The organism is Bacillus sp. WC2507, assembly GCF_052656125.1.
This window is the reverse complement of sequence record NZ_JBQXPN010000001.1, coordinates 1,799,047-1,820,871: the sequence shown is the minus strand read 5'-3', so window position 1 is coordinate 1,820,871 and position 21,825 is coordinate 1,799,047. Positions and strand designations below refer to the sequence as shown.

Sequence of the window (21,825 nt, the reverse complement as noted above, 5' to 3'; positions counted from 1 at the left end):
TATCGTAAAAAAATAACAACCTACTTGTAAATAGGTTGTTACCGTTACATAGAAAATTATAAAGTCTATGTTTTAATTTGTCGAAAAGAATGTCTTAATCGATGATCTTGTCTTCGCTTGGTACATATTTTAATACTTCTGCATCGATTTCTTCTAATGATTTACCCACACATTTATGAGAAACAGGTTGCTCGATAACACAGTTATCAGCAAGTTGCATTTCACGCGCACGTTTTGCAGCTACTGTTACAAGTGTGTATTTAGAATCGATTTTTGTTAATAATGAATCAATTGATGGATTTAACATAATTATAGACCCTCCGTCATTTCTTTATAGTATTTTGCTACTCTTTCGCGGCGGCAATGTTCACCAACCACAATTGCTTTAATTCTTTCACAAGCTAATTCAACTTGATCGTTTTCTACAACATAGTCGTAAGCGTCCATCATTTCGATTTCTTCTTTCGCTACCGTTAAACGATTTTCAATAACATCTTCAGTTTCTGTACCACGGCCGACAATACGGTTCTTTAGTTCAGATAAACTTGGAGGTGCTAAGAAAATAAATACACCTTCTGGGAAAGCTTTCTTAACTTGAATTGCTCCTTGCACTTCAATTTCTAAGAATACATCTTTTCCTTCTTGTAATGTTTTTTCAACATAGTCAATCGGTGTTCCGTAATAATTACCTACGAACTCAGCCCACTCAAGTAATTTTTCATTACGAATCATTTCCTCAAATTCTTCTCTCTCTTTAAAGAAATAATCCACACCATCCACTTCACCTTCACGCGGCTTACGTGTCGTTACTGAAATGGAGTACTGAAAACGTGTATCCTCATGACTAAACAGCTCTTTTCGAACCGTTCCTTTACCAACCCCAGAAGGTCCTGAAAGAACGATGAGCAATCCTCTTCTACTTCTCATAAATATGTAAAACCTACCCTTCCTCACTTAAATCTTCTTTATTATTCAAACGATGTGCAATCGTCTCTGGCTGAATTGGACTTAATACAACATGCCCATCATCCATAACAATAACCGCCCTTGTTTTTCTCCCATACGTAGCATCAAGCAAAGCATTATGTTCGCGTGCTTCCTGTACTGTTCGTTTAATAGGAGCTGACTCCGGACTTACAATAGCAATAATTCGATGAGCAGATACAATATTTCCGTATCCAATATTTAAAAACCGCATGGCCATAGTTTGCGCCTCCTAGTAAGTCTATCCGATTTCTCCACCACGTATAACTTTATATATTTTTTGAAAGCTACTCAATATTTTGTACTTGTTCACGAATTTTTTCAAGGTTATTTTTCATTTCTACAACATATTTTGAAATTGTTAAGTCATTTGCCTTAGAACCAATCGTATTAATTTCTCTATGCATCTCTTGCACGATGAAATCCATTTTCCTTCCAACAGGCTCTTCAATCTGCAGTGTTTCACAAAATTGCTCTAAATGACTTTGCAAACGAACTAACTCTTCGTGAATATCACAACGCTCTGCAAAGATTGCGACTTCTGTTAACAATCTTTGTTCATCTAGATCTTGATTATGTAATTCTTTTAAGCGATTTTCTAATCGTTCACGATATTTTTGTGTAACAATCGGTGCATGCGGAATAACTGCATTTACACAATTGTGAATCTCTTGTAAACGATACGCTATATCTTTATGTAATCGTTCTCCTTCGCCATCTCTCATCGTTTTTAACATATGAGCAGCTTGGCGAACAGCCTCATATAAACTGTTCTCAAATTGTTCATTTACATTTTCTGCTTCTTCAATCGCTGTTACTTCTGGCATTGCCATTAATTGCGCGAGTGTAATAGAATCTTGTAATTGAAATTTTCCTTTTATATCTTCCATAATCGATTGGTACTGCTCAAGAAGCGACCAATTCACACTTAATTTTCTTTCAACAAGCCCTTCACCCGTTATACTAATAGACACTTCTATGCGTCCACGTCGAACTTGCTGTGCGATTATTTTACGAATTTTGTCTTCAAATACCATCATTTGCTTCGGAAGTCGAATACTCATCTCTAGAAAACGGTGGTTCACCGATTTCATTTCTACTGTAATTTGAAAAGTATCATTTTCTACTTTCGACCTTCCAAATCCTGTCATACTACAAATCATTTTTATCACATCCAAGCCATGAAATAACTCAATGAAAAAGGTAATAGAGACAAGGCTCTACTACCTTCTGTAAATTATATCATATTTTCATATCATTGACTATTTCAAGTTTAATCCCTTCTTATATAATACTGGCTTTTCCTTCTTCCCCTTTTTCCCTGTTAATAAAGAACCTACTAGTAAGAAGGTCGGAATTGATGACAAACCTCCAATTAACAACCAATCTCTCGCTTGTATTGGCATTGTACTAAAGATCGGTTGTAGCGGTGGGTAATATATAACCACTAACATTAACAGTAAAGAAATGATAACCGCTCCCACTAAATACACGTTCCCAAACGGATTACGATGGAAGATAGAATGTTCACTTCGGCAATCAAATACATGAATAAGTTGTGCAAGTACCAACGTCGCAAACGCCACAGTTTGTGCATATTTCAGTTCATTTGGATGTTGATTATATGCAATAATAAACGCCACTAACGTCACTGCTCCGATTAGAAAGCCACGGCTTATAATTTTCCAGGCAAGCCCTCTAGCAAATACCCCTTCTTTCGGATGACGCGGCGTTCTCTTCATCACGTCTCCTTCCGCCTTATCCAATCCTAATGCCATCGCCGGTAAACCGTCAGTAACTAAGTTCACCCATAAAATTTGGATGGGAACCATCGGCAGCGGTAATGCAAGTAACATTGCAAATAACATGACTAAAATTTCTCCTACGTTCGATGCTAATAAGTAACGAATAAACTTACGTATATTCTCGTATATATTTCTACCTTCTTTAATTGCTGATTTAATCGTAGCAAAATTATCATCTAGCAAAACAAGAGAAGAAGCTTCTTTCGCAACATCTGTCCCTGTAATTCCCATCGCTATCCCAATATCCGCTGTTTTTATAGCGGGAGCATCGTTTACCCCATCACCTGTCATCGCCACTATATGCCCTTTATTTTGCAACGCCTTAACAATTTTTAATTTATGTTCAGGTGATACGCGAGCAAATACATACGTATCTTCTACAACACTTTCTAGTTCCTCTACATCCATACTTGCGAGTTCTACTCCTTCAACAACACGTCCACCAGGTGGTAAAACGCCTAATTGTTCCGCAATTGCCATTGCTGTCACTTTATGATCTCCCGTAATCATCACTGTTCGAATACCAGCTTCTCTGCACTCTTTTACAGCCTGTTCCACCTCTGGTCTTGGCGGATCAATCATTCCCTGTATCCCGACCAACATAAAATCTTTTTCAACGTCTCGTTCATGTTCAATAGAATCTGTTACTTTTAATGGCTTAAATGCAACTGCAATTGTTCGAAGCGCTTGACTACCTAAGCTATGAATAGCCGCCTGTACTTCTTTTCTATACAACTCACTTAACGGTTGTTGCTTATCCCCCCATAAAATCGTTTGACTCATTTGTAGGAGGACATCTGGTGCTCCCTTCGTAACAAGAAACTTTTTCCCCTCTCTATCTCGCACAATAACACTCATCATTTTTCGAGTTGAATCAAATGGAAATTCACGAATAATTTCAAATTTCCCTTTCAGTGCCTCACGCGTTATTCCCGCTTTCATTGCTGCAGCTACAAGTGCTCCCTCAGTTGGATCTCCATCTAATACATACGCCTTTTTCTTTTGAATAATATTTGCGTTATTACATAGTGAGCCAAATGTGAGTAGTTGATAAAGTGCTTTTGTTTTAGCTGGATCAAATTCTTTTTCACCTTTCAAAAAAGAGCCATTAGGTTCATATCCTTGACCCGTCACTTTCCATAACTCTCCACCTGACCACATATGCGTTACCATCATTTTGTTTTGCGTCATTGTTCCTGTTTTATCAGAGCATATAACGGAAGCACATCCTAACGTTTCTACAGCTGGTAACTTCCTTACAATTGCTCTCTTTTTAATCATACGCTGTACACCAAGCGATAAAGCTACTGTAACAATTGCTGGTAATCCTTCAGGAATAGCAGCAACAGCTAGAGACACGCCTGCTAAAAACATATGATATACTTCATTCCCTTGATACACACCCGCTAATACGACAAGCGCTGTCAAAATAAGAGCCACAATAATTAATATTTTTCCGAGTTGCTCTAATCTTCTTTGCAGTGGTGTTTCCATTTGCTCTGCATTTTGTAACATATTTGCAATTTGACCCATCGCTGTATTCATACCAGTTGCTACAACGACTCCTGTGCCAGCTCCTCGTGTAATCATCGTACCCATAAAAGCCATATTTTTTTGATCACCAATTGAAACATCTTGCCCCTGCAAAGCTTCTACCTTCTTCTGCACCGGTACTGACTCTCCTGTCAATGCTGATTCTTCGATATATAAACTCGATGCCTCAACAAGACGTACATCCGCCCCAATACGATCGCCACTAGAAAATTTAATAACATCACCTAAAACGAGTGCTTTAGACGGTGCCTTTACCCACTTTCCATTCCGCAGTACAGTAACTTGCGGGGCGGCTAGCTCTTTTAAAGCTTCCAATGACTTTTCAGCCTTTCTTTCTTGAAAAAAGCCAAGAATACCATTGATAATAACAATTGCAACAATCGCAATAGAATCAATGTATTCACCTAAAAAAGCCGAAACTATTGTTGCACCAAACAAAACAAGTACCATAAAATCTTTAAATTGCGCCAAAAATACCATCAGTGCAGAAGGCCTTTTTGCTTCATCTAATTCATTTGTACCAAATTTTTTTATCCGCCCTTCTGCTTCCTTCTCTGTAAGTCCAACCTTCACATTCGTATTCGTTCTTTCTTCCACTTCATGTGCGCGCATTCCATACCAGTTCATCCCGCTATCGACCTCCTGATTCCAGACATACTCTATTGAAAGCTTATTCAGCCTCGTCCAAAAAAATGCTATAATTAACTTTTAGTTAGAAAGGAGTGTTCATTTATGGCATTCGATGGATTATTTACAAGAGCAATTACACATGAAATTGCAAATTCTCTTTACACAGGAAGAATTTCTAAGATATACCAACCTTCAAAATACGAGATTTTATTACATATTCGAGCAAACGGAAAAAATCAAAAACTGATTCTTTCCGCTCATCCGACATATGCACGTTTACACTTAACAAATCAAAATTACGATTCACCTGCACTTCCGCCAATGTTTTGTATGCTTCTCCGCAAGCATCTAGAAGGTGGTTTCATTGAAAAAATTGAACAAATTGATTTAGAGCGCATTATTCAAATTACCGTTCGCAGCAGAAATGAAATTGGTGACGAATCGCTAAAAACATTAGTAATTGAAATCATGGGACGACATAGTAACATCATTTTAGTAGACACAAAAACAAACAATATTCTAGATAGCTTAAAACACGTTTCTTTAGCAGTAAACCGACATCGAACTGTATATGCTGGGGCGGAATATGTTGCACCACCAGCACAACATAAAATTAACCCACTTCAGATTGAAACAAATGATGAATTTATTAGACCGCTAGACTTTCTATCTGGAAATATGGATAAACAGCTTGTCGGCACCTTTACGGGAATATCACCGTTATTCGCAAAAGAAGTAGTGAAAAAAGCAGGTATGGTAAATGAAAAAGCATTAGCTGACGCATTTTTCTCCATACAAAAACCATTACTAACTCATACATATTCACCAACAATGACTACTTCAAATGGGAAAGAATTCTTTTATCTTTTCCCTCTTGCACACTTGCAAGGAGAAGACAAGACATTCTCATCTGTTAGTGAATTGCTAGACCGTTTCTTTTTCGGAAAAGCAGAGCGCGACCGTGTAAAACAACAAGCTTATGATTTAGAGCGCTTTATGCAAAACGAAAAAAATAAAAATGAGAAGAAACTCATTAAACTAGAAAAAACATTACAAGATGCCGGAAAAGCAGATAAATATCAACTATTTGGAGAACTACTTACAGCCAATATGTACGCTTTGAAAAAAGGTGATAAAGATATTGAAGTCGTTAACTATTACGACGAAAATGGCGGAACTGTAAAAATTACATTAGATCCTTTAAAAACACCATCTGACAATGCGCAACGCTATTTCCAAAAGTACCAAAAAGCGAAAAATTCAGTTGTTGTTGTAGAAGAACAAATCGAAAAAACAAATGAAGAAATTCTTTATTTTGATAGCTTACTTCAACAAATGGAAGCTGCTTCTTCAAAAGATATTGAAGAAATTCGTGAGGAATTAGCTGAAGAAGGTTATATGCGCAATCGTAAAACGAAAAACGCAAAGAAAAAGCCTACTAAACCAGTATTGGACAAATATTTTGCAAGTGATGGTACAGAGATTTTCGTTGGTAAAAACAATAAACAAAATGATTATTTAACAACGAAGTTTGCCCGTCGTGATGAAATTTGGTTACATACGAAAGATATCCCTGGGTCTCATGTTGTCATTCGTTCTCTTGAACCTACCGAAGAAACTGTGTTAGAAGCCGCTAAAATCGCTGCCTATTTCAGTAAAGCAAAAGATTCTAGTTCTGTTCCTGTAGATTTCACCAAAATACGCCATGTCAAAAAACCGAGTGGTGCAAAACTTGGTTTTGTTACGTACGACAATCAGCAAACCGTATATGTAACACCAGATGCTGATACTGTAATGAAATTAAAAGCGTAAATAAAAATGCGTTGCTTATAAGCAACGCATTTTTATATTCGTTCACACTAGTTCATATACCCATTCACTAATTCATAACATCTTTCTTTTGTCATTTTATATATTTTTTAAAAAATTGACAGTTTCATTCCACATCTGTATAAATTTTTTTACAGTATGTAAATACAATACATCTCAAATTAATATTTTTTATCTCTTATTCATTTAAAGCAATCTGGATTTCATAAGTGGCCCGCTTCCTACAAATAACTGGCTATTTTTATTTTCAATACAATAATACTTTGGCACGCTATTTGCTTTATTTAATACTGTGAATAGGGGGAATTAACATGACTTTAAAAATTAATAAAATCCAAAATCAACTACAAAACTATGAAATTGATGGATTACTCATTACAAAAAAAGAAAATCGCCAATATGCAACAGGCTTTACAGGTAGCGCTGGCGTCGTCTTGATTTCTGCGGATACAGCTGTTTTTATAACTGATTTTCGCTATGTAGATCAAGCGAAATCACAAATAGATGCTGCTGAAATTATTATGCATAAAGGAAATTTAGAAAAAGAAATTGCAAATCAAGTATCGAAATTAAACATTCAAAAACTTGGAATTGAAGAAAATAACATGACATTGCAACAATATAAAAACTTACAAAAATACGTACATGTGGAAATGGTTCAGGTCTGCGAAATCATTGAAAATATTCGCATTATTAAAGACATGCCTGAAATAGAAACAATGAAAATCGCAGCTAATATTGCTGATGAAGCATTTCACCACATCCTTACGTTTCTAAAACCAGGAATAAGTGAAAATGATGTACGAGATGAGTTAGAATTTTTCATGCGGAAAAAAGGAGCTACATCCTCTTCATTCCAAATTATTGTAGCTTCTGGCGTCCGTTCTTCACTTCCTCATGGAGTTGCATCAAATAAAATAATCGAACGAGGTGACATCGTTACATTAGATTTCGGCGCACTTTACGACGGATATTGTTCCGATATTACACGTACTGTAGCAATTGGGGAACCATCAGAAGAATTCAAAAAGATATACAATGTTGTACGAGAAGCGTTAAAACGTGGGACGGAAGCAATTAAACCTGGGGAAACTGCGAAAAGTATCGATGATATAACGAGAGATTACATTACTGAACATGGATACGGCCAATATTTTGGACACTCTACTGGTCATGGTCTTGGGTTAGAAATTCATGAACCTCTCCGCTTATCCCAAGAAAGTAAAGCTACTTTAGAAGAAGGTATGGTTGTTACAGTGGAACCAGGCATTTATATACCAGACTGGGGCGGTTGCAGAATTGAAGATGATATTGTCATCACAAAAGACGGATATGAAGTTATTACAAAATCAAATCGGGAACTAATTATTATTCCTTGTTAAAATCATGGGCTTTTTAAAAGGAGTTTTTCGCTGCACATAGAATTCTTTCTCTGGAGTCATCGTTTAAAGAGGGGGAATTTAAATTGAACTTTGTAATTGATAAAATAGATGGTTTACAAGTTGAATTTTCAAAACTTGTTTCTATGATGAATTACGCTCGTTATACAACAATGCAAGCGGTAGAAGGCTTAACAATTGAAGAACTTGATTATTTATATGATGAGGAGGCAAATTCAATTGGCATGTTATTGTACCATATGGCCGCTATTGAATTTTACTACCAGATTCATACTTTTGAAGACCGTGAACCAACGGAGGCTGAGTTAGAACGGTGGTTACCTGCTATTGAGTTAGGCGATCTTGGACGCGAGAAAATAAAAGGCAACTCTATAGAATTTTACATACGTACATTGCAAGAAGTACGTTCCAAAACGATCGAGACTTTTCAATCTTTACCTGATGAATGGTTATTTAAAACGACAGACTTTTGGTATGATAAACCAGCAAATAACTACTTTAAATGGTTTCACGTATTTGAAGATGAAATCAATCATCGCGGACAAATTCGTTTAATTAAGAAAATGCAAAAAGCCCATTCAGTAAAGTAAGAAAGTGCCACCTTATTCGGTGGCACTTTCTTCTATTCATTAGCAAATATTATTTCATTTACTTTTTTAGCAATCACTACTATCGCTATTAGAATGCAAATTAAATATAGCAATTTCGCGATAAATAACCACCCTTGAAACATTACAATTTCACCTATTATCTCATATCCTTTCAATAACAAAAACGGAATTGTACTAATTATAATGACAAACTCAATACTGAAAACAATTTTCTTTTTTCGACTATATGCTTTCCATTCATCCCAGCGATACATGGGAGCAAAAATCAATACTCCTATACATAATATAACTGGTACCCATTCACTTTTAAGAAATTGCCCTGAAATAACTGATAATAGTAAACAAACGAGCACACCATAATAACCTATTCTCTCTCTCATTCGTACTCCCTCCACTCTACCTCTCCTTTAATATGTAACTTGCTATACTTATAACAATTCTTAGAAAAATAACAACTACAATTACAATATAAAGACCTTTTGCAGAAGACATCCACTCTTGAAAAATAGACATTTTCTCCATTTGTTTCTGCCCTTCTATTAAAATAACCCCTACGAAAAATGAGCAAACAACAGTGATACCTATTATAATTCTGATACTTTTCTTACTATATTGTTTCATGTCATCCCAGCGGTATAACAGTATAAAAACAAACCCGAAAACAGGTATGATACTTATCCATTCCGTATTTGTAAATAGATTTAAAATGATTACTAGAATACAAGTTATGATGAATCCCCAAAATCCAATTTTTTGCACATAACCCCTCCTTAAATTCCATTTTTAGGATTAATTGTATTGTAACATCCATTTTAAAAACTTACCATTACAGTACATGAAATTTCACTTTTTCTTTTTCCTATACTCACATACTTTCACTGCTTTCATACAATAAACTACACGAATGCCTAAAGGATGTGAATGTTATGGGAGTTGAATTAACGCTGTTACACGCTCTCTATATTCTTTGTTTACTCACTATTATTACCTTTTTTATTCTCCGGAAAGATACGACGATTATTTGTATCGTTTTTATCTTTTTATTAGCATTAACCGCTACAAGTTCTATCCCTCTTGCCATTAGCGGTATTTTTCAAAGTTTCATTTATGCTATTACTGAGCTATTACCAACTATATTAATCATCTCCATTATCGTATCAATGAGCAATCTACTCGTTCATACCGGCATAAATGATACGATGATTTCACCATTTACAAAGATGATTCGTACACCTACACTCGCCTACTGGATTATCGGTCTTTTGATGATGACTATTTCTTTCTTCTTTTGGCCTTCTCCAGCTGTTGCTTTAATGGGAGCTATTTTATTACCAGTCGCTGTACGCGTCGGTCTTCCGCCAATTGGAGTTGCCATTGCTATGAACTTATTTGGTCATGGGATTGCTTTATCCGGCGACTTCGTTATACAGGGCGCACCAAAATTAACCGCAGACGCTGCTGGTCTCCCTGTTTCCAGCGTTGTTTCTGCCAGTGTTCCGCTCGTTATCGTTATGGGCATTGTTACAACTTCCGTCGCATTTTTCTTCTTACGAAAAGAATTTCATACAGGACTATCATTGCAAGACACCTCTTCATCAACTGAACCATCTAAAACTACCATTTTATTATCTCCTCGCATAAAGAAATGGCTCGCTATATGTATCCCTATCGTATATATCATTGACATCCTTTGTATGATCCAGTTTAAACTACAAGGAAGCGACGCAACTGCACTTATCGGCGGGACGACTGTTATTATGATTATCATCATTTCCCTCATCGCCTACAAAGGAAATGGGCTAAATAAAACGACCGATTATTTTATAGAAGGGCTCCAATTTGGATTTAAAATCTTCGGTCCAGTTATCCCAATTGCTGCACTCTTTTATTTAGGGGATAGCGGCTTTGTGAAAATTATCGGGGACTATTTACCGAAAGGTTCGCACGGAATCATTAACGACTTAGGCATCGCCTTATCTCAAACTGTTCCTTTAAATCAATACGTATCGGCAGGAACATTAACTATCGTTGGTGTCATAACAGGCTTAGATGGGTCTGGCTTTTCCGGTATATCACTTGCTGGTTCTATTGCCAATCTTTTCGGAACAGCACTTGGGCATGGAACAGCTACATTAACAGCTCTCGGGCAAATTGCTGCAATCTGGACCGGAGGCGGGACTTTAATTCCTTGGGCGCTTATTCCTGCGGCTGCCATTTGTAAAGTGGATCCATTTGAACTTGCACGCCGAAATTTTTTACCGGTTGTGATTGGCTTAATTGTCACCACAATCGTTGCGATGTTTATCCTATAACATAAGCAAGTGTTCTCTTGCTTATGTTTTTTTATTGTAAAATTCATCATGAATTACTGGCTTTGAAAAGGAGTTATGTATATGTTAGCGAAATTATATTAAGAGAGTATTTATTCCAAAACGTTTACGAGAAACAGATTACTTCCATTAGAAAAGGGGACATAACTATGAATGAATTGATTTTCGTCTTATTAATTTGTCCATTACTTATTTTTATCGTTTCTGTTATTGGAACACGTAGAACGAAAACGTATTACGTCATGCCGATTGTAACGTTTGCTAGTTTTTTAATAATAGGTGTTATCGCCTTTACTCCAAAATTTTTCTTTTGGGTTGGCATGTACAGCATCTTCTCGTTTATTGTTTCTTATATGACACTATTGTTTGTGAGAGGGTATGAAGTTGCGGAAAACGCTAAATAGTTATTAACGAGGAGTTTGTCATATGATTTTCTTTGATGTCGATGGAACTTTATTTGATTATGAGGCCGCGGAAAGAAATGGTATTATAGATTTCTTTCAAGTATATAGTACTATTTTTTCAGGTAATGAATTAGAGGCCACAAAAGTCTGGCATGAATTATCCGAAGAATATTTCAACAAATTTTTATCCAAGGAATTATCTTTTCAAGAACAACAAAGGATGCGAATGTATCATTTATTTAAAACATATGGATTAAACTTATCACCCGAGGAATCTCAGCACAGATTCAATCAATATATAGAACTTTATAAGAACAACTGGGCCGCGTTTGAAGATGTACACTATACATTACAGACCTTAAAGCAAGAAGGGCACTCATTAGGTATCATTAGTAATGGTGACTATGAACAACAAGTCGAAAAATTAACTGCCCTAAACATTTTAAAACATTTCAAATATATATTTACTTCTAGTGAACTTGGTATATCGAAACCAGATCCTGAAATTTTTCACAGAACCGTATTACAATCGAATCTTGAAATGAAAGATTGCTATTATATTGGCGATCGATTAGAGACTGATGCGATTAGTAGTACAGCAGCTGGGATGCAAGGGATATGGTTAAATCGGGATAACTCACAACTCAAGTACGATATTCCTACTATCTGTTCTTTACATGAAGTTTTAACAATAATATAAAAAACGACCGCGTTCCCCCGCAGTCGTCTTTTTTCATATTACGCTGTAACCCAAGCCTCGTTAGCTGGATTTTTACGCCACTCTTGTAATTTTTTCGTTTCAGCTTGTCCGATCATACCTTTTTCTGCTGCAACTTCAGTTAATGCACTGTAATCACTTAAAGAATATGATGCTACGTTTGCTGCTTCTAATTTTTCTTTTCCTGACTCAAGCTCGTATGTGAAGATTGATACGATTCCTAACACTTCACAACCAGCTTCGCGAAGTGCTTCTACACATGTAATTGCACTACCGCCAGTTGAAATTAAGTCTTCTACTACTACTACTTTTTGACCTTTTTCAGCTTTTCCTTCGATTTGGTTCCCTTTACCGTGACCTTTTGCTTTACTACGTACGTAGCACATTGGTAAATCCATACGATCGCTTACCCATGCAGCGTGCGCAATACCAGCAGTTGCTGTTCCTGCAATAACTTCTACAGTTGGGAAGTGCTCTTTAATTAACTCTTCTAATCCAGCTGCAATCGCTTGACGTACTTTTGGATAAGATAAAGTTAAACGGTTATCACAATAAATTGGTGATTTCATACCTGAAGACCAAGTAAATGGATCATTCGGTTGTAAAAATACTGCTCCAATTTCTAATAAATGCGATGCGATTTCTTTTTTCATACTGTTACACCTTCCCACTGTTGTTTTACTGTTTTATACGCTTCAAGCGGATTTTCTGCTTTTGTAATACTACGTCCAACTACGATGTAGCTTGAGCCAAGTTCCCTCGCACGTTTCGGTGTTGCTACGCGCACCTGGTCATTTACATCATCACTTGCAAGACGAATCCCCGGTGTTACTGTTACAAATTCATTTCCGCATACTTCACGTAATTTTGGAACTTCAAGTGTTGAACAAACAACGCCAGCAAGTCCACTTTCTTTCGTTAATTTTGCATAATGAGCAACCGCTTCTTCTAACGTTTTCTCAATGCCGATCTCTTTTTTCATCATAGCTTCCGAAGTGCTTGTTAGTTGTGTAACTGCAATACAAATCGGTCTCTCTTTTCCTTCTTGCTTACCTTCCTCTAATCCCTCAATCGCAGCTTTCATCATACTACTTCCCCCAGCAGCATGAACATTTACCATATCAACATCTAGACTAGCTAGGCTACGCATAGCGCTTTTTACTGTATTCGGAATATCATGAAGTTTTAAATCTAGGAAGATCTTATGTCCCTTTTCTTTTAAGTACGTAATAATCGCAGGGCCTTCTTTGTAGAATAACTCCATACCTACTTTGACAAATAACTCTTCCCCTTCAAAGTGGTGTAAGAATTTCTCTACTTCTCGTTTCCCTGGAAAATCTAGTGCAACGATTAACGACTGTGACATGTTTGCTTCCAGCTCCTTCCTTGACATTCCGAAATGTGATCAAATCCTAGTTCATCTAATAGTGCTGGTAACTCTTCAATAATTGTCGGACATACGAACGGATCTATGAAGTTCGCTGTACCTACTGCAACTGCGCTTGCGCCAGCGTAGAAGAATTCAATTACATCTTCAGCTGTTTCAATACCACCCATTCCGATAATTGGAATGTTAACCGCTTGACTTACTTCATGTACCATACGAATTGCTACTGGCTTAATCGCAGGTCCTGATAGTCCGCCTGTACGGTTTGCTAAAATTGGTTTAGCTGTTTTTAAATCTAGACGCATACCAAGCAATGTATTAATCATCGTTAAACCATCTGCACCTGCATTTTCAATCGCTTTTGCAATTTCTACAATGTTTGCCACGTTCGGTGACAACTTCACGTATACAGGTACTTCAGAAACCTCTTTTACTCGCTTCGTTAAATCAGCAGCAATTTCAGGATTTGTACCAAAGGCGATACCACCTGTTTTTACGTTCGGACAAGAAATGTTTAATTCTAGCGCATGGACATTAGGCGCTTTAGAAATTTCCTTTGCAACCGCTACGTAATCCTCAGCTTGTGAGCCCGCAACGTTCGCAATGATTGGAAGGTCAAATTGTTCGAGAAAAGGTAATTCAGAATTCATTACTTTTTCTAATCCTGGGTTTTGAAGTCCGATTGCATTTAACATGCCGCCTGGTGTTTCAGCAACACGAGGCGTCGGATTTCCATAGCGTGGTTGTTCTGTCGTCGCTTTAATCATGATTGATCCTAGTACACTTAAATCGTAAAACTGTGCATATTCACGACCAAATCCAAAGCATCCAGATGCCGGTATAATTGGATTTTTTAATGATAATCCTGGTAATTCAACTTGCAATCTGTTCATAGTACAACCTCCCCGATTGGAAATACTGGTCCGTCGCTACACACCTTCTTGTAAGAATGTCCACTTGGATCTTCTTGTAAGTGGCATACACATGCGAAACAAGCTCCAATACCACAGCCCATACGTTCTTCTAATGAAATATAGGCTTTTTTCTCTTTGTAACGTCCTTCTAATGCACGAAGCATCGCTAACGGACCACATGAATAAAGAATATCAAAGTCTATTCCGTAATGATCAATTACATCTGTGACAAATCCTTTTGTACCGTGTGTACCGTCTACTGTCGCAACGTACGTATCACCAAGTTCTGCAAATTTTTCTTCATAGAAAACAACATCTTTCGTTTGAAAACCTAAGATGTGAATCACACGTACACCTTTTGCAACGAGGCGCTGTGATAGTTCATAAAGTGGTGGTACACCAATTCCCCCGCCTACAAGTAAAGCTGTTTGACCAGCTTTTGCTTCTTCTACAGGAAAACCGTGTCCTAGTGGTCCTAGTACGTCTACCATTTCACCTTGTTTTCTAGTTGATAATGTTTTTGTCCCTTGTCCTTCCGCACGATATAGCATTGTAAATTCGTTCTTCTCTTGATCTACATTACAAATACTAATTGGGCGGCGCAGAAGGGGCGCAATGCCCTCTGCTACCTTAATGTGTACAAACTGCCCTGGTTCGTTCATTTGCTGTACTAAAGTTCCTTGAAGCACTAATTCGTAAATGTTTTTTGCGATTTCTTTTTGATTAACGACGATCATATTTTGCTTTTGCATCATGCATGTACCACCTCGTGACGCTTTGTTTGCGTAATTTCTTTCATTGAATGAGCTGAGAATGTCATAGATTCTAATACTCGTAAGATTGCTCTCGTTGTATCAAGTGATGTTAAGCAAGCCACGCCATTTTCTACTGATTCACGGCGAATGCGGAAACCATCACGCGCTGGTTGTTTGCCTTTTGTTAATGTATTGATTACAAACTGTGCTTTTCCTTGACGGATAATATCTAGTAAGTTGTAGTCTTCAGAATCAATTTTGTTTACAACTTGTACTGGGATATTTTGCTCTTCTAACGATTGTGCTGTTCCAGCTGTTGCTAATAAGTTATAGCCGATTTCGTGGAAACGTTTTGCAATTTCCATCGCCTCTTCTTTATCTTTATCAGCTACAGTAATGATTACTGATCCGTGCGTTGGGATATTAATTCCAGAAGCAACTAATCCTTTGTATAATGCTTTTTCAAGCGTTAAGTCTTTACCCATTACTTCCCCTGTTGATTTCATTTCAGGTCCTAATGTTGTATCAACTGAGCGTAGTTTCGCAAATGAGAATACCGGAGCTTTTACATATACTTCTTTCTCTTCTGGGTGATAGCCCGTTCCGTATCCTTGCTCTACTAGGTCTTGCCCTAAAATAACTTTCGTTGCAACGTTCGCCATCGGTACACCTGTAATTTTACTTAAGAATGGTACTGTACGGCTCGCACGTGGATTTACTTCAATTACATACACTTGATCTTCGAATACTACAAACTGGATATTTAGTAATCCAACAATGTTTAATCCTTTTCCAAGTGCAATTGTATGTTCAATAATTTGTTCTTTTAATTTTTCAGATAAGCTTTGTGGTGGATATACTCCAATTGAGTCACCAGAGTGAACTCCAGCGCGTTCAATATGTTCCATAATACCTGGAATGAACACATTCTCACCGTCTGAAATTGCATCTACTTCAATTTCTTTACCAACCATGTAACGGTCGATTAATACTGGGTGATCAGCGTGAACTTTAACCGCATTTTTCATGTAGTGCAGCAGTTCTTCTTGACGATATACGATTTCCATCGCACGTCCACCTAGTACGTAAGATGGTCTTACTAATACTGGGTAACCAATTTTGTCAGCGATTGCTACTGCTTGCTCTACAGTCGTTGCTGTTTTACCAACTGGTTGCGGGATACCAAGCTGTGTTAGAGCCGCTTCAAACTTATCACGATCTTCTGCACGATCTAAGTCTTCAAGTGATGTTCCTAAAATCTTCACACCGTGTGCTTCTAATTTCGCCGCTAAGTTAATTGCCGTTTGTCCACCGAACTGAACGATAACACCTTCTGGTTTTTCTAAATCGATGATGTGCATTACATCTTCAATCGTTAATGGTTCAAAGTATAATTTGTCAGAAATACTGAAGTCTGTTGAAACTGTTTCTGGGTTGTTATTAACAATAATTGCCTCATATCCAGCTTCTTTAATTGCCCATACTGAGTGAACTGTTGCATAGTCAAACTCAACACCTTGACCGATACGGATTGGACCAGATCCTAGAACTACTACACTCTTACGATCTGTTCTAACCGATTCATTCTCGTCACCATATGTGCTGTAGTAGTATGGTGTTGCAGATTCAAACTCTGCCGCACAAGTATCTACCATTTTATAAACAGGAGTTATATTGCTTTCTTTACGCATATCGTAAATTTCACGCTCTGTTTTGTTCCAAGCTGCTGCAATGTAGTGATCGCTGAAGCCCATTTCTTTCGCAGTTTGTAGTACTTCCATATTTCCTACATTCGCTTTTACTTCACGTTCCATATTTACGATGTTTTCAACTTTTTGTAAGAAGAAGAAGTCCATTTCACACCAATCGTTGATTTCTTCTTTCGTTACACCTTGACGAATTGCTTCTGCTACAATAAACAGTCGCTCATCATCAGCTTTTATAATGCGTTTTTTCATTGTTTCTTTATCAAGTTCTTTTAAATGTTCTAATTCTAAGTGATAAACGCCAAGTTCTAAAGAACGAACCGCTTTTAATAATGATTGCTCTAAGTTACGTCCGATTGACATAACTTCACCAGTTGCCTTCATTTGCGTACCAAGTGTTCTGTTTGCTGATTCAAACTTATCAAATGGCCAGCGTGGTATTTTTGAAACAACATAGTCTAATGCTGGCTCGAAGCAAGCGTATGTTTTTTGTGTTACTGGGTTTATAATTTCATCTAATGTTAAACCGACTGCAATTTTTGCCGCTAGCTTTGCAATTGGATACCCAGTTGCTTTAGATGCTAGTGCAGATGAACGACTTACACGTGGGTTTACTTCGATTACATAGTATTGGAAGCTATGTGGATCAAGTGCAAGCTGAACGTTACATCCGCCTTCAATTCCTAATGCACGAATAATTCGTAATGAAGTGTTTCGTAACATTTGATACTCACGGTCACTTAATGTTTGGCTCGGCGCTACAACGATAGAATCACCTGTATGAACCCCAACTGGATCGATATTTTCCATATTACATACTACAATCGCGTTATCATTCGAGTCACGCATTACTTCATATTCAATTTCCTTACAACCAGCAATGCTCTTTTCTAATAAACATTGTGTCACTGGACTATGTTTTAAACCACCTGATACAATTTCAATTAATTCTTCTTCATTACTACAGATTCCACCACCTGTTCCACCCATTGTAAATGCTGGGCGAACAATAACTGGATAACCAATTTCTTTTACAAATTCATGTGCTTCTTCTAGCGTATGAATAATGGTACTAGATGGAATTGGTTCATTTAATTCCTGCATTAATGTACGGAATAAATCACGATCTTCCGCTTGCTCGATTGCTGATAATTTTGTTCCTAAAATTTCAACTCCACATTCTTCAAGTATGCCTGATTTCGCAAGTTCAACAGCCATATTTAAACCTGTTTGACCACCTAATGTTGGCAGGATTGCGTCTGGGCGTTCTTTACGAATGATACGGCTTACGAATTCTAGTGTTAATGGTTCTATATATACTTTATCTGCTGTTGCAGTATCTGTCATAATTGTTGCTGGGTTAGAGTTAACAAGGATTACTTTGTAACCTTCTTCTCTAAGAGATTGACAAGCTTGTGTACCAGAGTAATCAAACTCTGCTGCTTGCCCAATTACAATTGGTCCTGATCCGATTACTAAAATTGTGTTAATGTCTAGGCGTTTTGGCATAACTCTTCCCCTTCTTTCTTGAAGTTTTCAATCATTTCTAAGAAATCTTCGAATAAATCATTTGCATCTTCTGGTCCTGCTGAAGCTTCTGGATGATATTGTACTGTAAATGCTGGGAACTTCGTATGACGAAGACCTTCTACTGTTCCATCATTTAAAGCAACATGTGTAATTTCAAGTTCTGTATTTTTAACTGATTCTTCTTCTACTGCATAACCATGGTTTTGAGATGTAATTGCTACTTTTCCAGTTGCAAGATGTTTTACTGGATGGTTTAAACCACGGTGACCGAATTTTAACTTACTTGTATTCGCACCAGATGCTAGAGCGAATAGTTGATGTCCTAAGCAAATTCCGAATAAAGGAACTTTACCGATAATGTCTTTTAACATTTCAATTGCTTCTGGTACATCTTTTGGATCTCCAGGTCCGTTACTTAACATAATTCCATCTGGGCTAAGGCGTAAAATTTCTTCTGCTGTTGTATTGTAAGGTACTACAATTACATCACAGTCACGTTTATTTAATTCTCGTAAAATACCATGTTTCATTCCGAAGTCTACAAGTACAACTCGGTGTCCACGGCCTGGGCTTGGGTATGGATCTTTCGTTGATACGCGTTTCACGTGATCTGTAAATACTGTCGCTTTTAATTGGCTCACGATGTATTCTACATCTGCATCCATGTTACATAGACGTCCACGTAATGTACCGTATTGACGAATTTTTCTCGTTAATTTTCTTGTATCAATTCCTGCTAAGCCTGGGATGTTTCTTTCTTTTAAGTAATCATTTAACGAAATTTCATTACGGAAGTTTGATGGGTGATCACAAATTTCGTTTACGATTAAACCATTTACAGATGGGTGAATCGATTCAAAATCGTCACGGTTGATACCGTAGTTTCCAATTAATGGGTACGTGAATGTTACGATTTGACCGCAATATGATGGATCAGATAATGTTTCTTGATATCCAGTCATTCCTGTTGTGAATACAACCTCACCTGACTTTTCAATTTCTCCTCCGAAACCTTTTCCAATTAATACTGTTCCATCTTCTAAGATAAGTTGTCTTTTCATACTAATGCACTCTCCTTTTGCCATGCGATCTTACCACCAACGATTGTCATTACCGGCCATCCTTGGCATTTCCAACCTGCGAATGGTGTATTTTTTCCTTTTGATACGAATGTTGTTGGGTCAATCTCTTCTTCTTGTTCTAAATCAATGATTGTAATATCAGCTGTTCTACCTTCTTTCAGGCGACCTGCTTCTAAGCCGAATGTATCAGCTGGCTTTTCTGTTAAGAATTGAATTAACTGCTCTAGTGTAATAATCCCTTTTTTCACAAGGTTTGTGTATAGAAGCGGGAATGCTGTTTCAAAACCAGTAATTCCGAATGGTGCTCTTTCAATTCCTTGTGCTTTCTCTTCCGCTGTATGCGGTGCATGGTCAGTTGCAATCATATCGATTGTTCCATCTAGTAATCCTTCAATTAATGCTGCATGATCGTCTTTTCCACGAAGCGGTGGGTTCATTTTAAAGTTAGGATCAGCCGATGGGATATCATCTTCACATAACACTAGGTGATGAGGTGTTACCTCTGCTGTTACTTTAATTCCAGCTCGTTTCGCATCACGAATTACGCGTACAGAGCCTTTCGTACTTACGTGACATACGTGATAGTGACAATCTGCCGCTTCAGCAAGCAGTATATCCCTTGCAATATGTACAGATTCACATACTGATGGGATACCGTTTAATCCGTGTTTCTCAGAAAACTTCCCTTCATGTACACAACCTTTATTAATAAGAGTATTCTCTTCACAGTGCGCAACTACTGCCATATTTAATTTCGCTGCACGCTTCATAGCAGCTAACATCATGCTAGCATCTTGTACGCCTACACCGTCATCAGTGAAAGCAAATGCTCCAAGTTCTTTTAATGTTTCGAAATCTGTCATTTCAGAACCCGCTTGGCGTACTGTAATTGCTCCGTATGGTAGTACGTTAACATGCGCTTTTTCTTTAATACGATTTTGCAAGTCTTCCATATGTTCTCTGCAATCTGGTACTGGGCGTGTATTTGGCATTGCACAAATTGTAGTGAATCCACCTTTTGCCGCTGCTAGTGTACCTGTTTCAATTGTTTCTTTATGTTCACCACCTGGTTCACGAAGATGTACGTGTACATCTACTAATCCAGGTGCGATTAACTTTCCGTTCACATCGATTACTTCAGCATTATCTGCCGTAATATTTTCTGCTACCTTAGCGATTTTACCGTCTTGTACGAGAAGATCTGTTGCTACGATTTTTCCTTCTTCATTCATATAACGACCATTTTTAAACAAGTAATTCATGTTTCATTCCTCCTAATACATTTGGTAAGGCGCGTTTTAGTACAGCCATTCTTACGTAAACTCCATTTTCCATTTGTTTAAATATGCGTGAACGCTCACACTCAACAAGTTCACTTGCAATTTCAACATCACGGTTTACAGGAGCTGGATGCATAATAATGCTTCCTTCTTTCATACGCTTTTCTCTTTCCACTGTTAATCCGTGTTTCTCATGATACTCTTTCATAATGTCTGTTTCATAATGATCATGACGCTCATGTTGTACACGAAGTAACATCATTACATCCACTTCTGAAACAAGTTCATCTAATGGTTTGTATGTTCCAAATGTGCTGTCTTCATCTTTCCACTCTTCTGGACTTGCAAAGTAAATTGTTGCACCCAGTTTCGTTAATGCTTCTGCATTAGAACGTGCTACTCGGCTATGACGAACATCTCCTACTATTGCAATCTTCAATCCTTCAAATCTTCCAAACTCTTGTTTAATTGTAAGAAGGTCGAGTAGGCACTGCGTTGGGTGGTTTCCACATCCATCTCCAGCGTTTAAGATTGGGATATTCACCTGATCTTTTAGTTCATCGAAGTAGCGATCTTGCTCATGGCGGATGACCACTGCTTTTGTTCCGATTGATTCTAGTGTTCTTATCGTATCGTATAAAGTTTCTCCTTTTTGTACGCTAGATGCATCAGCTGAAAAGTTTAAAACATCAAGTCCTAATCTCTTCTCAGCAACTTCAAAGCTAAATCTCGTTCTCGTACTATTCTCAAAGAACAAGTTCGCAACAAAAGTTTGCTCTGTCGTTTTGCTCTCTTTTCCATTCGCGAAATCTTCTGCGTCTTTTAGGATTTCTGAAATTTCTACTTCCGATAATTCACTCATCGTTAACAAATGGCTCATCGTCATCCCTCATCTTTCTGATTTT

The 21,825-nt window shown here is 37.5% G+C and carries 21 protein-coding genes; 6 read left to right on the top strand and 15 right to left on the bottom strand.

Annotation, left to right across the window (positions count from 1 at the left end; genetic code table 11):
* Nucleotides 1-94: 94 nt before the first annotated feature.
* The 5 genes from rpoZ to ACUN28_RS09810 all read right to left on the bottom strand — a co-directional run bounded on the left by rpoZ (nt 95) and on the right by ACUN28_RS09810 (nt 4,970).
* A complete protein-coding gene (gene rpoZ / locus ACUN28_RS09830; RefSeq protein WP_000933964.1) occupies nt 95-307 on the bottom strand; it encodes a DNA-directed RNA polymerase subunit omega in 213 nt (70 codons plus the stop codon).
* Nucleotides 308-309: 2 nt separating this feature from the next.
* Complete coding sequence (gene gmk / locus ACUN28_RS09825; RefSeq protein WP_001257740.1) at nt 310-927, bottom strand: guanylate kinase; 618 nt, start codon at nt 925-927, stop codon at nt 310-312.
* A 13-nt stretch (nt 928-940) separates the two neighbouring features.
* Nucleotides 941-1,204, bottom strand: a complete 264-nt coding sequence (gene remA / locus ACUN28_RS09820; RefSeq protein WP_001251456.1) for an extracellular matrix/biofilm regulator RemA — start codon at nt 1,202-1,204, stop codon at nt 941-943.
* Nucleotides 1,205-1,271: 67 nt separating this feature from the next.
* Complete coding sequence (locus ACUN28_RS09815; RefSeq protein WP_016086582.1) at nt 1,272-2,147, bottom strand: YicC/YloC family endoribonuclease; 876 nt, start codon at nt 2,145-2,147, stop codon at nt 1,272-1,274.
* A gap of 99 nt (nt 2,148-2,246) precedes the next feature.
* Complete coding sequence (locus tag ACUN28_RS09810; RefSeq protein ID WP_016086581.1) at nt 2,247-4,970, bottom strand: calcium-translocating P-type ATPase, SERCA-type; 2,724 nt, start codon at nt 4,968-4,970, stop codon at nt 2,247-2,249.
* Between the two features lie 105 nt (nt 4,971-5,075).
* Here ACUN28_RS09810 and ACUN28_RS09805 point away from each other — a divergent pair, with 105 nt between their 5' ends.
* From ACUN28_RS09805 to ACUN28_RS09795, 3 genes are all read left to right on the top strand, one after another.
* Entirely contained in the window at nt 5,076-6,785 is a 1,710-nt protein-coding gene (locus ACUN28_RS09805; RefSeq protein ID WP_016086580.1) for an Rqc2 family fibronectin-binding protein, read from the top strand.
* Between the two features lie 329 nt (nt 6,786-7,114).
* Nucleotides 7,115-8,185, top strand: coding sequence for a M24 family metallopeptidase (locus ACUN28_RS09800; RefSeq protein WP_016086579.1), 1,071 nt, complete (start codon nt 7,115-7,117; stop codon nt 8,183-8,185).
* Between the two features lie 83 nt (nt 8,186-8,268).
* Nucleotides 8,269-8,793, top strand: coding sequence for a DinB family protein (locus ACUN28_RS09795; RefSeq protein WP_016086578.1), 525 nt, complete (start codon nt 8,269-8,271; stop codon nt 8,791-8,793).
* A 32-nt stretch (nt 8,794-8,825) separates the two neighbouring features.
* Here ACUN28_RS09795 and ACUN28_RS09790 read toward each other — a convergent pair whose 3' ends face one another.
* Both ACUN28_RS09790 and ACUN28_RS09785 read right to left on the bottom strand, forming a co-directional pair.
* Nucleotides 8,826-9,194 (bottom strand): YoqO family protein, encoded by a 369-nt coding sequence (locus tag ACUN28_RS09790; protein ID WP_016086577.1) that lies wholly within the window; start codon nt 9,192-9,194, stop codon nt 8,826-8,828.
* 16 nt (nt 9,195-9,210) lie between these two features.
* Nucleotides 9,211-9,573: a YoqO family protein gene (locus ACUN28_RS09785; protein ID WP_016086576.1), complete on the bottom strand. Its 363-nt coding sequence runs from the start codon at nt 9,571-9,573 to the stop codon at nt 9,211-9,213.
* A 167-nt stretch (nt 9,574-9,740) separates the two neighbouring features.
* Here ACUN28_RS09785 and ACUN28_RS09780 point away from each other — a divergent pair, with 167 nt between their 5' ends.
* The 3 genes from ACUN28_RS09780 to ACUN28_RS09770 all read left to right on the top strand — a co-directional run bounded on the left by ACUN28_RS09780 (nt 9,741) and on the right by ACUN28_RS09770 (nt 12,248).
* A complete protein-coding gene (locus ACUN28_RS09780; RefSeq protein WP_016086575.1) occupies nt 9,741-11,126 on the top strand; it encodes a hypothetical protein in 1,386 nt (461 codons plus the stop codon).
* Between the two features lie 167 nt (nt 11,127-11,293).
* Complete coding sequence (locus tag ACUN28_RS09775) at nt 11,294-11,548, top strand: YbeF family protein (RefSeq protein WP_001003944.1); 255 nt, start codon at nt 11,294-11,296, stop codon at nt 11,546-11,548.
* A 22-nt stretch (nt 11,549-11,570) separates the two neighbouring features.
* Nucleotides 11,571-12,248, top strand: a complete 678-nt coding sequence (locus tag ACUN28_RS09770; protein WP_000575809.1) for an HAD family hydrolase — start codon at nt 11,571-11,573, stop codon at nt 12,246-12,248.
* Nucleotides 12,249-12,286: 38 nt separating this feature from the next.
* Here the strand turns inward: ACUN28_RS09770 and pyrE are convergent, their stop codons facing one another.
* The 8 genes from pyrE to pyrB are packed head-to-tail and all read right to left on the bottom strand — an operon-like array spanning nt 12,287 to nt 21,800.
* The gene (pyrE, locus tag ACUN28_RS09765; RefSeq protein ID WP_016086574.1) at nt 12,287-12,919 is read right to left on the bottom strand and encodes an orotate phosphoribosyltransferase; all 633 of its coding nucleotides are present in this window, start codon (nt 12,917-12,919) and stop codon (nt 12,287-12,289) included.
* Entirely contained in the window at nt 12,916-13,632 is a 717-nt protein-coding gene (pyrF, locus tag ACUN28_RS09760) for an orotidine-5'-phosphate decarboxylase (protein ID WP_016086573.1), read from the bottom strand. Before pyrF ends, pyrE begins: the two co-directional genes overlap by 4 nt.
* Complete coding sequence (gene pyrD, locus ACUN28_RS09755; RefSeq protein WP_001081053.1) at nt 13,617-14,546, bottom strand: dihydroorotate oxidase B catalytic subunit; 930 nt, start codon at nt 14,544-14,546, stop codon at nt 13,617-13,619. Before pyrD ends, pyrF begins: the two co-directional genes overlap by 16 nt.
* On the bottom strand, nt 14,543-15,322 hold the full coding sequence (gene pyrK, locus ACUN28_RS09750) for a dihydroorotate oxidase B electron transfer subunit (protein WP_016086572.1): 780 nt from the start codon (nt 15,320-15,322) through the stop codon (nt 14,543-14,545). The genes pyrD and pyrK overlap by 4 nt, the downstream gene beginning before the upstream one ends.
* A complete protein-coding gene (carB, locus tag ACUN28_RS09745) occupies nt 15,319-18,537 on the bottom strand; it encodes a carbamoyl-phosphate synthase large subunit (protein WP_016086571.1) in 3,219 nt (1,072 codons plus the stop codon). Before carB ends, pyrK begins: the two co-directional genes overlap by 4 nt.
* A complete protein-coding gene (locus tag ACUN28_RS09740; protein ID WP_000828669.1) occupies nt 18,522-19,619 on the bottom strand; it encodes a carbamoyl phosphate synthase small subunit in 1,098 nt (365 codons plus the stop codon). The genes carB and ACUN28_RS09740 overlap by 16 nt, the downstream gene beginning before the upstream one ends.
* Nucleotides 19,616-20,902, bottom strand: coding sequence for a dihydroorotase (gene pyrC / locus ACUN28_RS09735; RefSeq protein WP_016086570.1), 1,287 nt, complete (start codon nt 20,900-20,902; stop codon nt 19,616-19,618). The genes ACUN28_RS09740 and pyrC overlap by 4 nt, the downstream gene beginning before the upstream one ends.
* On the bottom strand, nt 20,886-21,800 hold the full coding sequence (gene pyrB / locus ACUN28_RS09730; protein WP_016086569.1) for an aspartate carbamoyltransferase: 915 nt from the start codon (nt 21,798-21,800) through the stop codon (nt 20,886-20,888). The genes pyrC and pyrB overlap by 17 nt, the downstream gene beginning before the upstream one ends.
* Between the last annotated feature and the right edge of the window lie 25 nt (nt 21,801-21,825).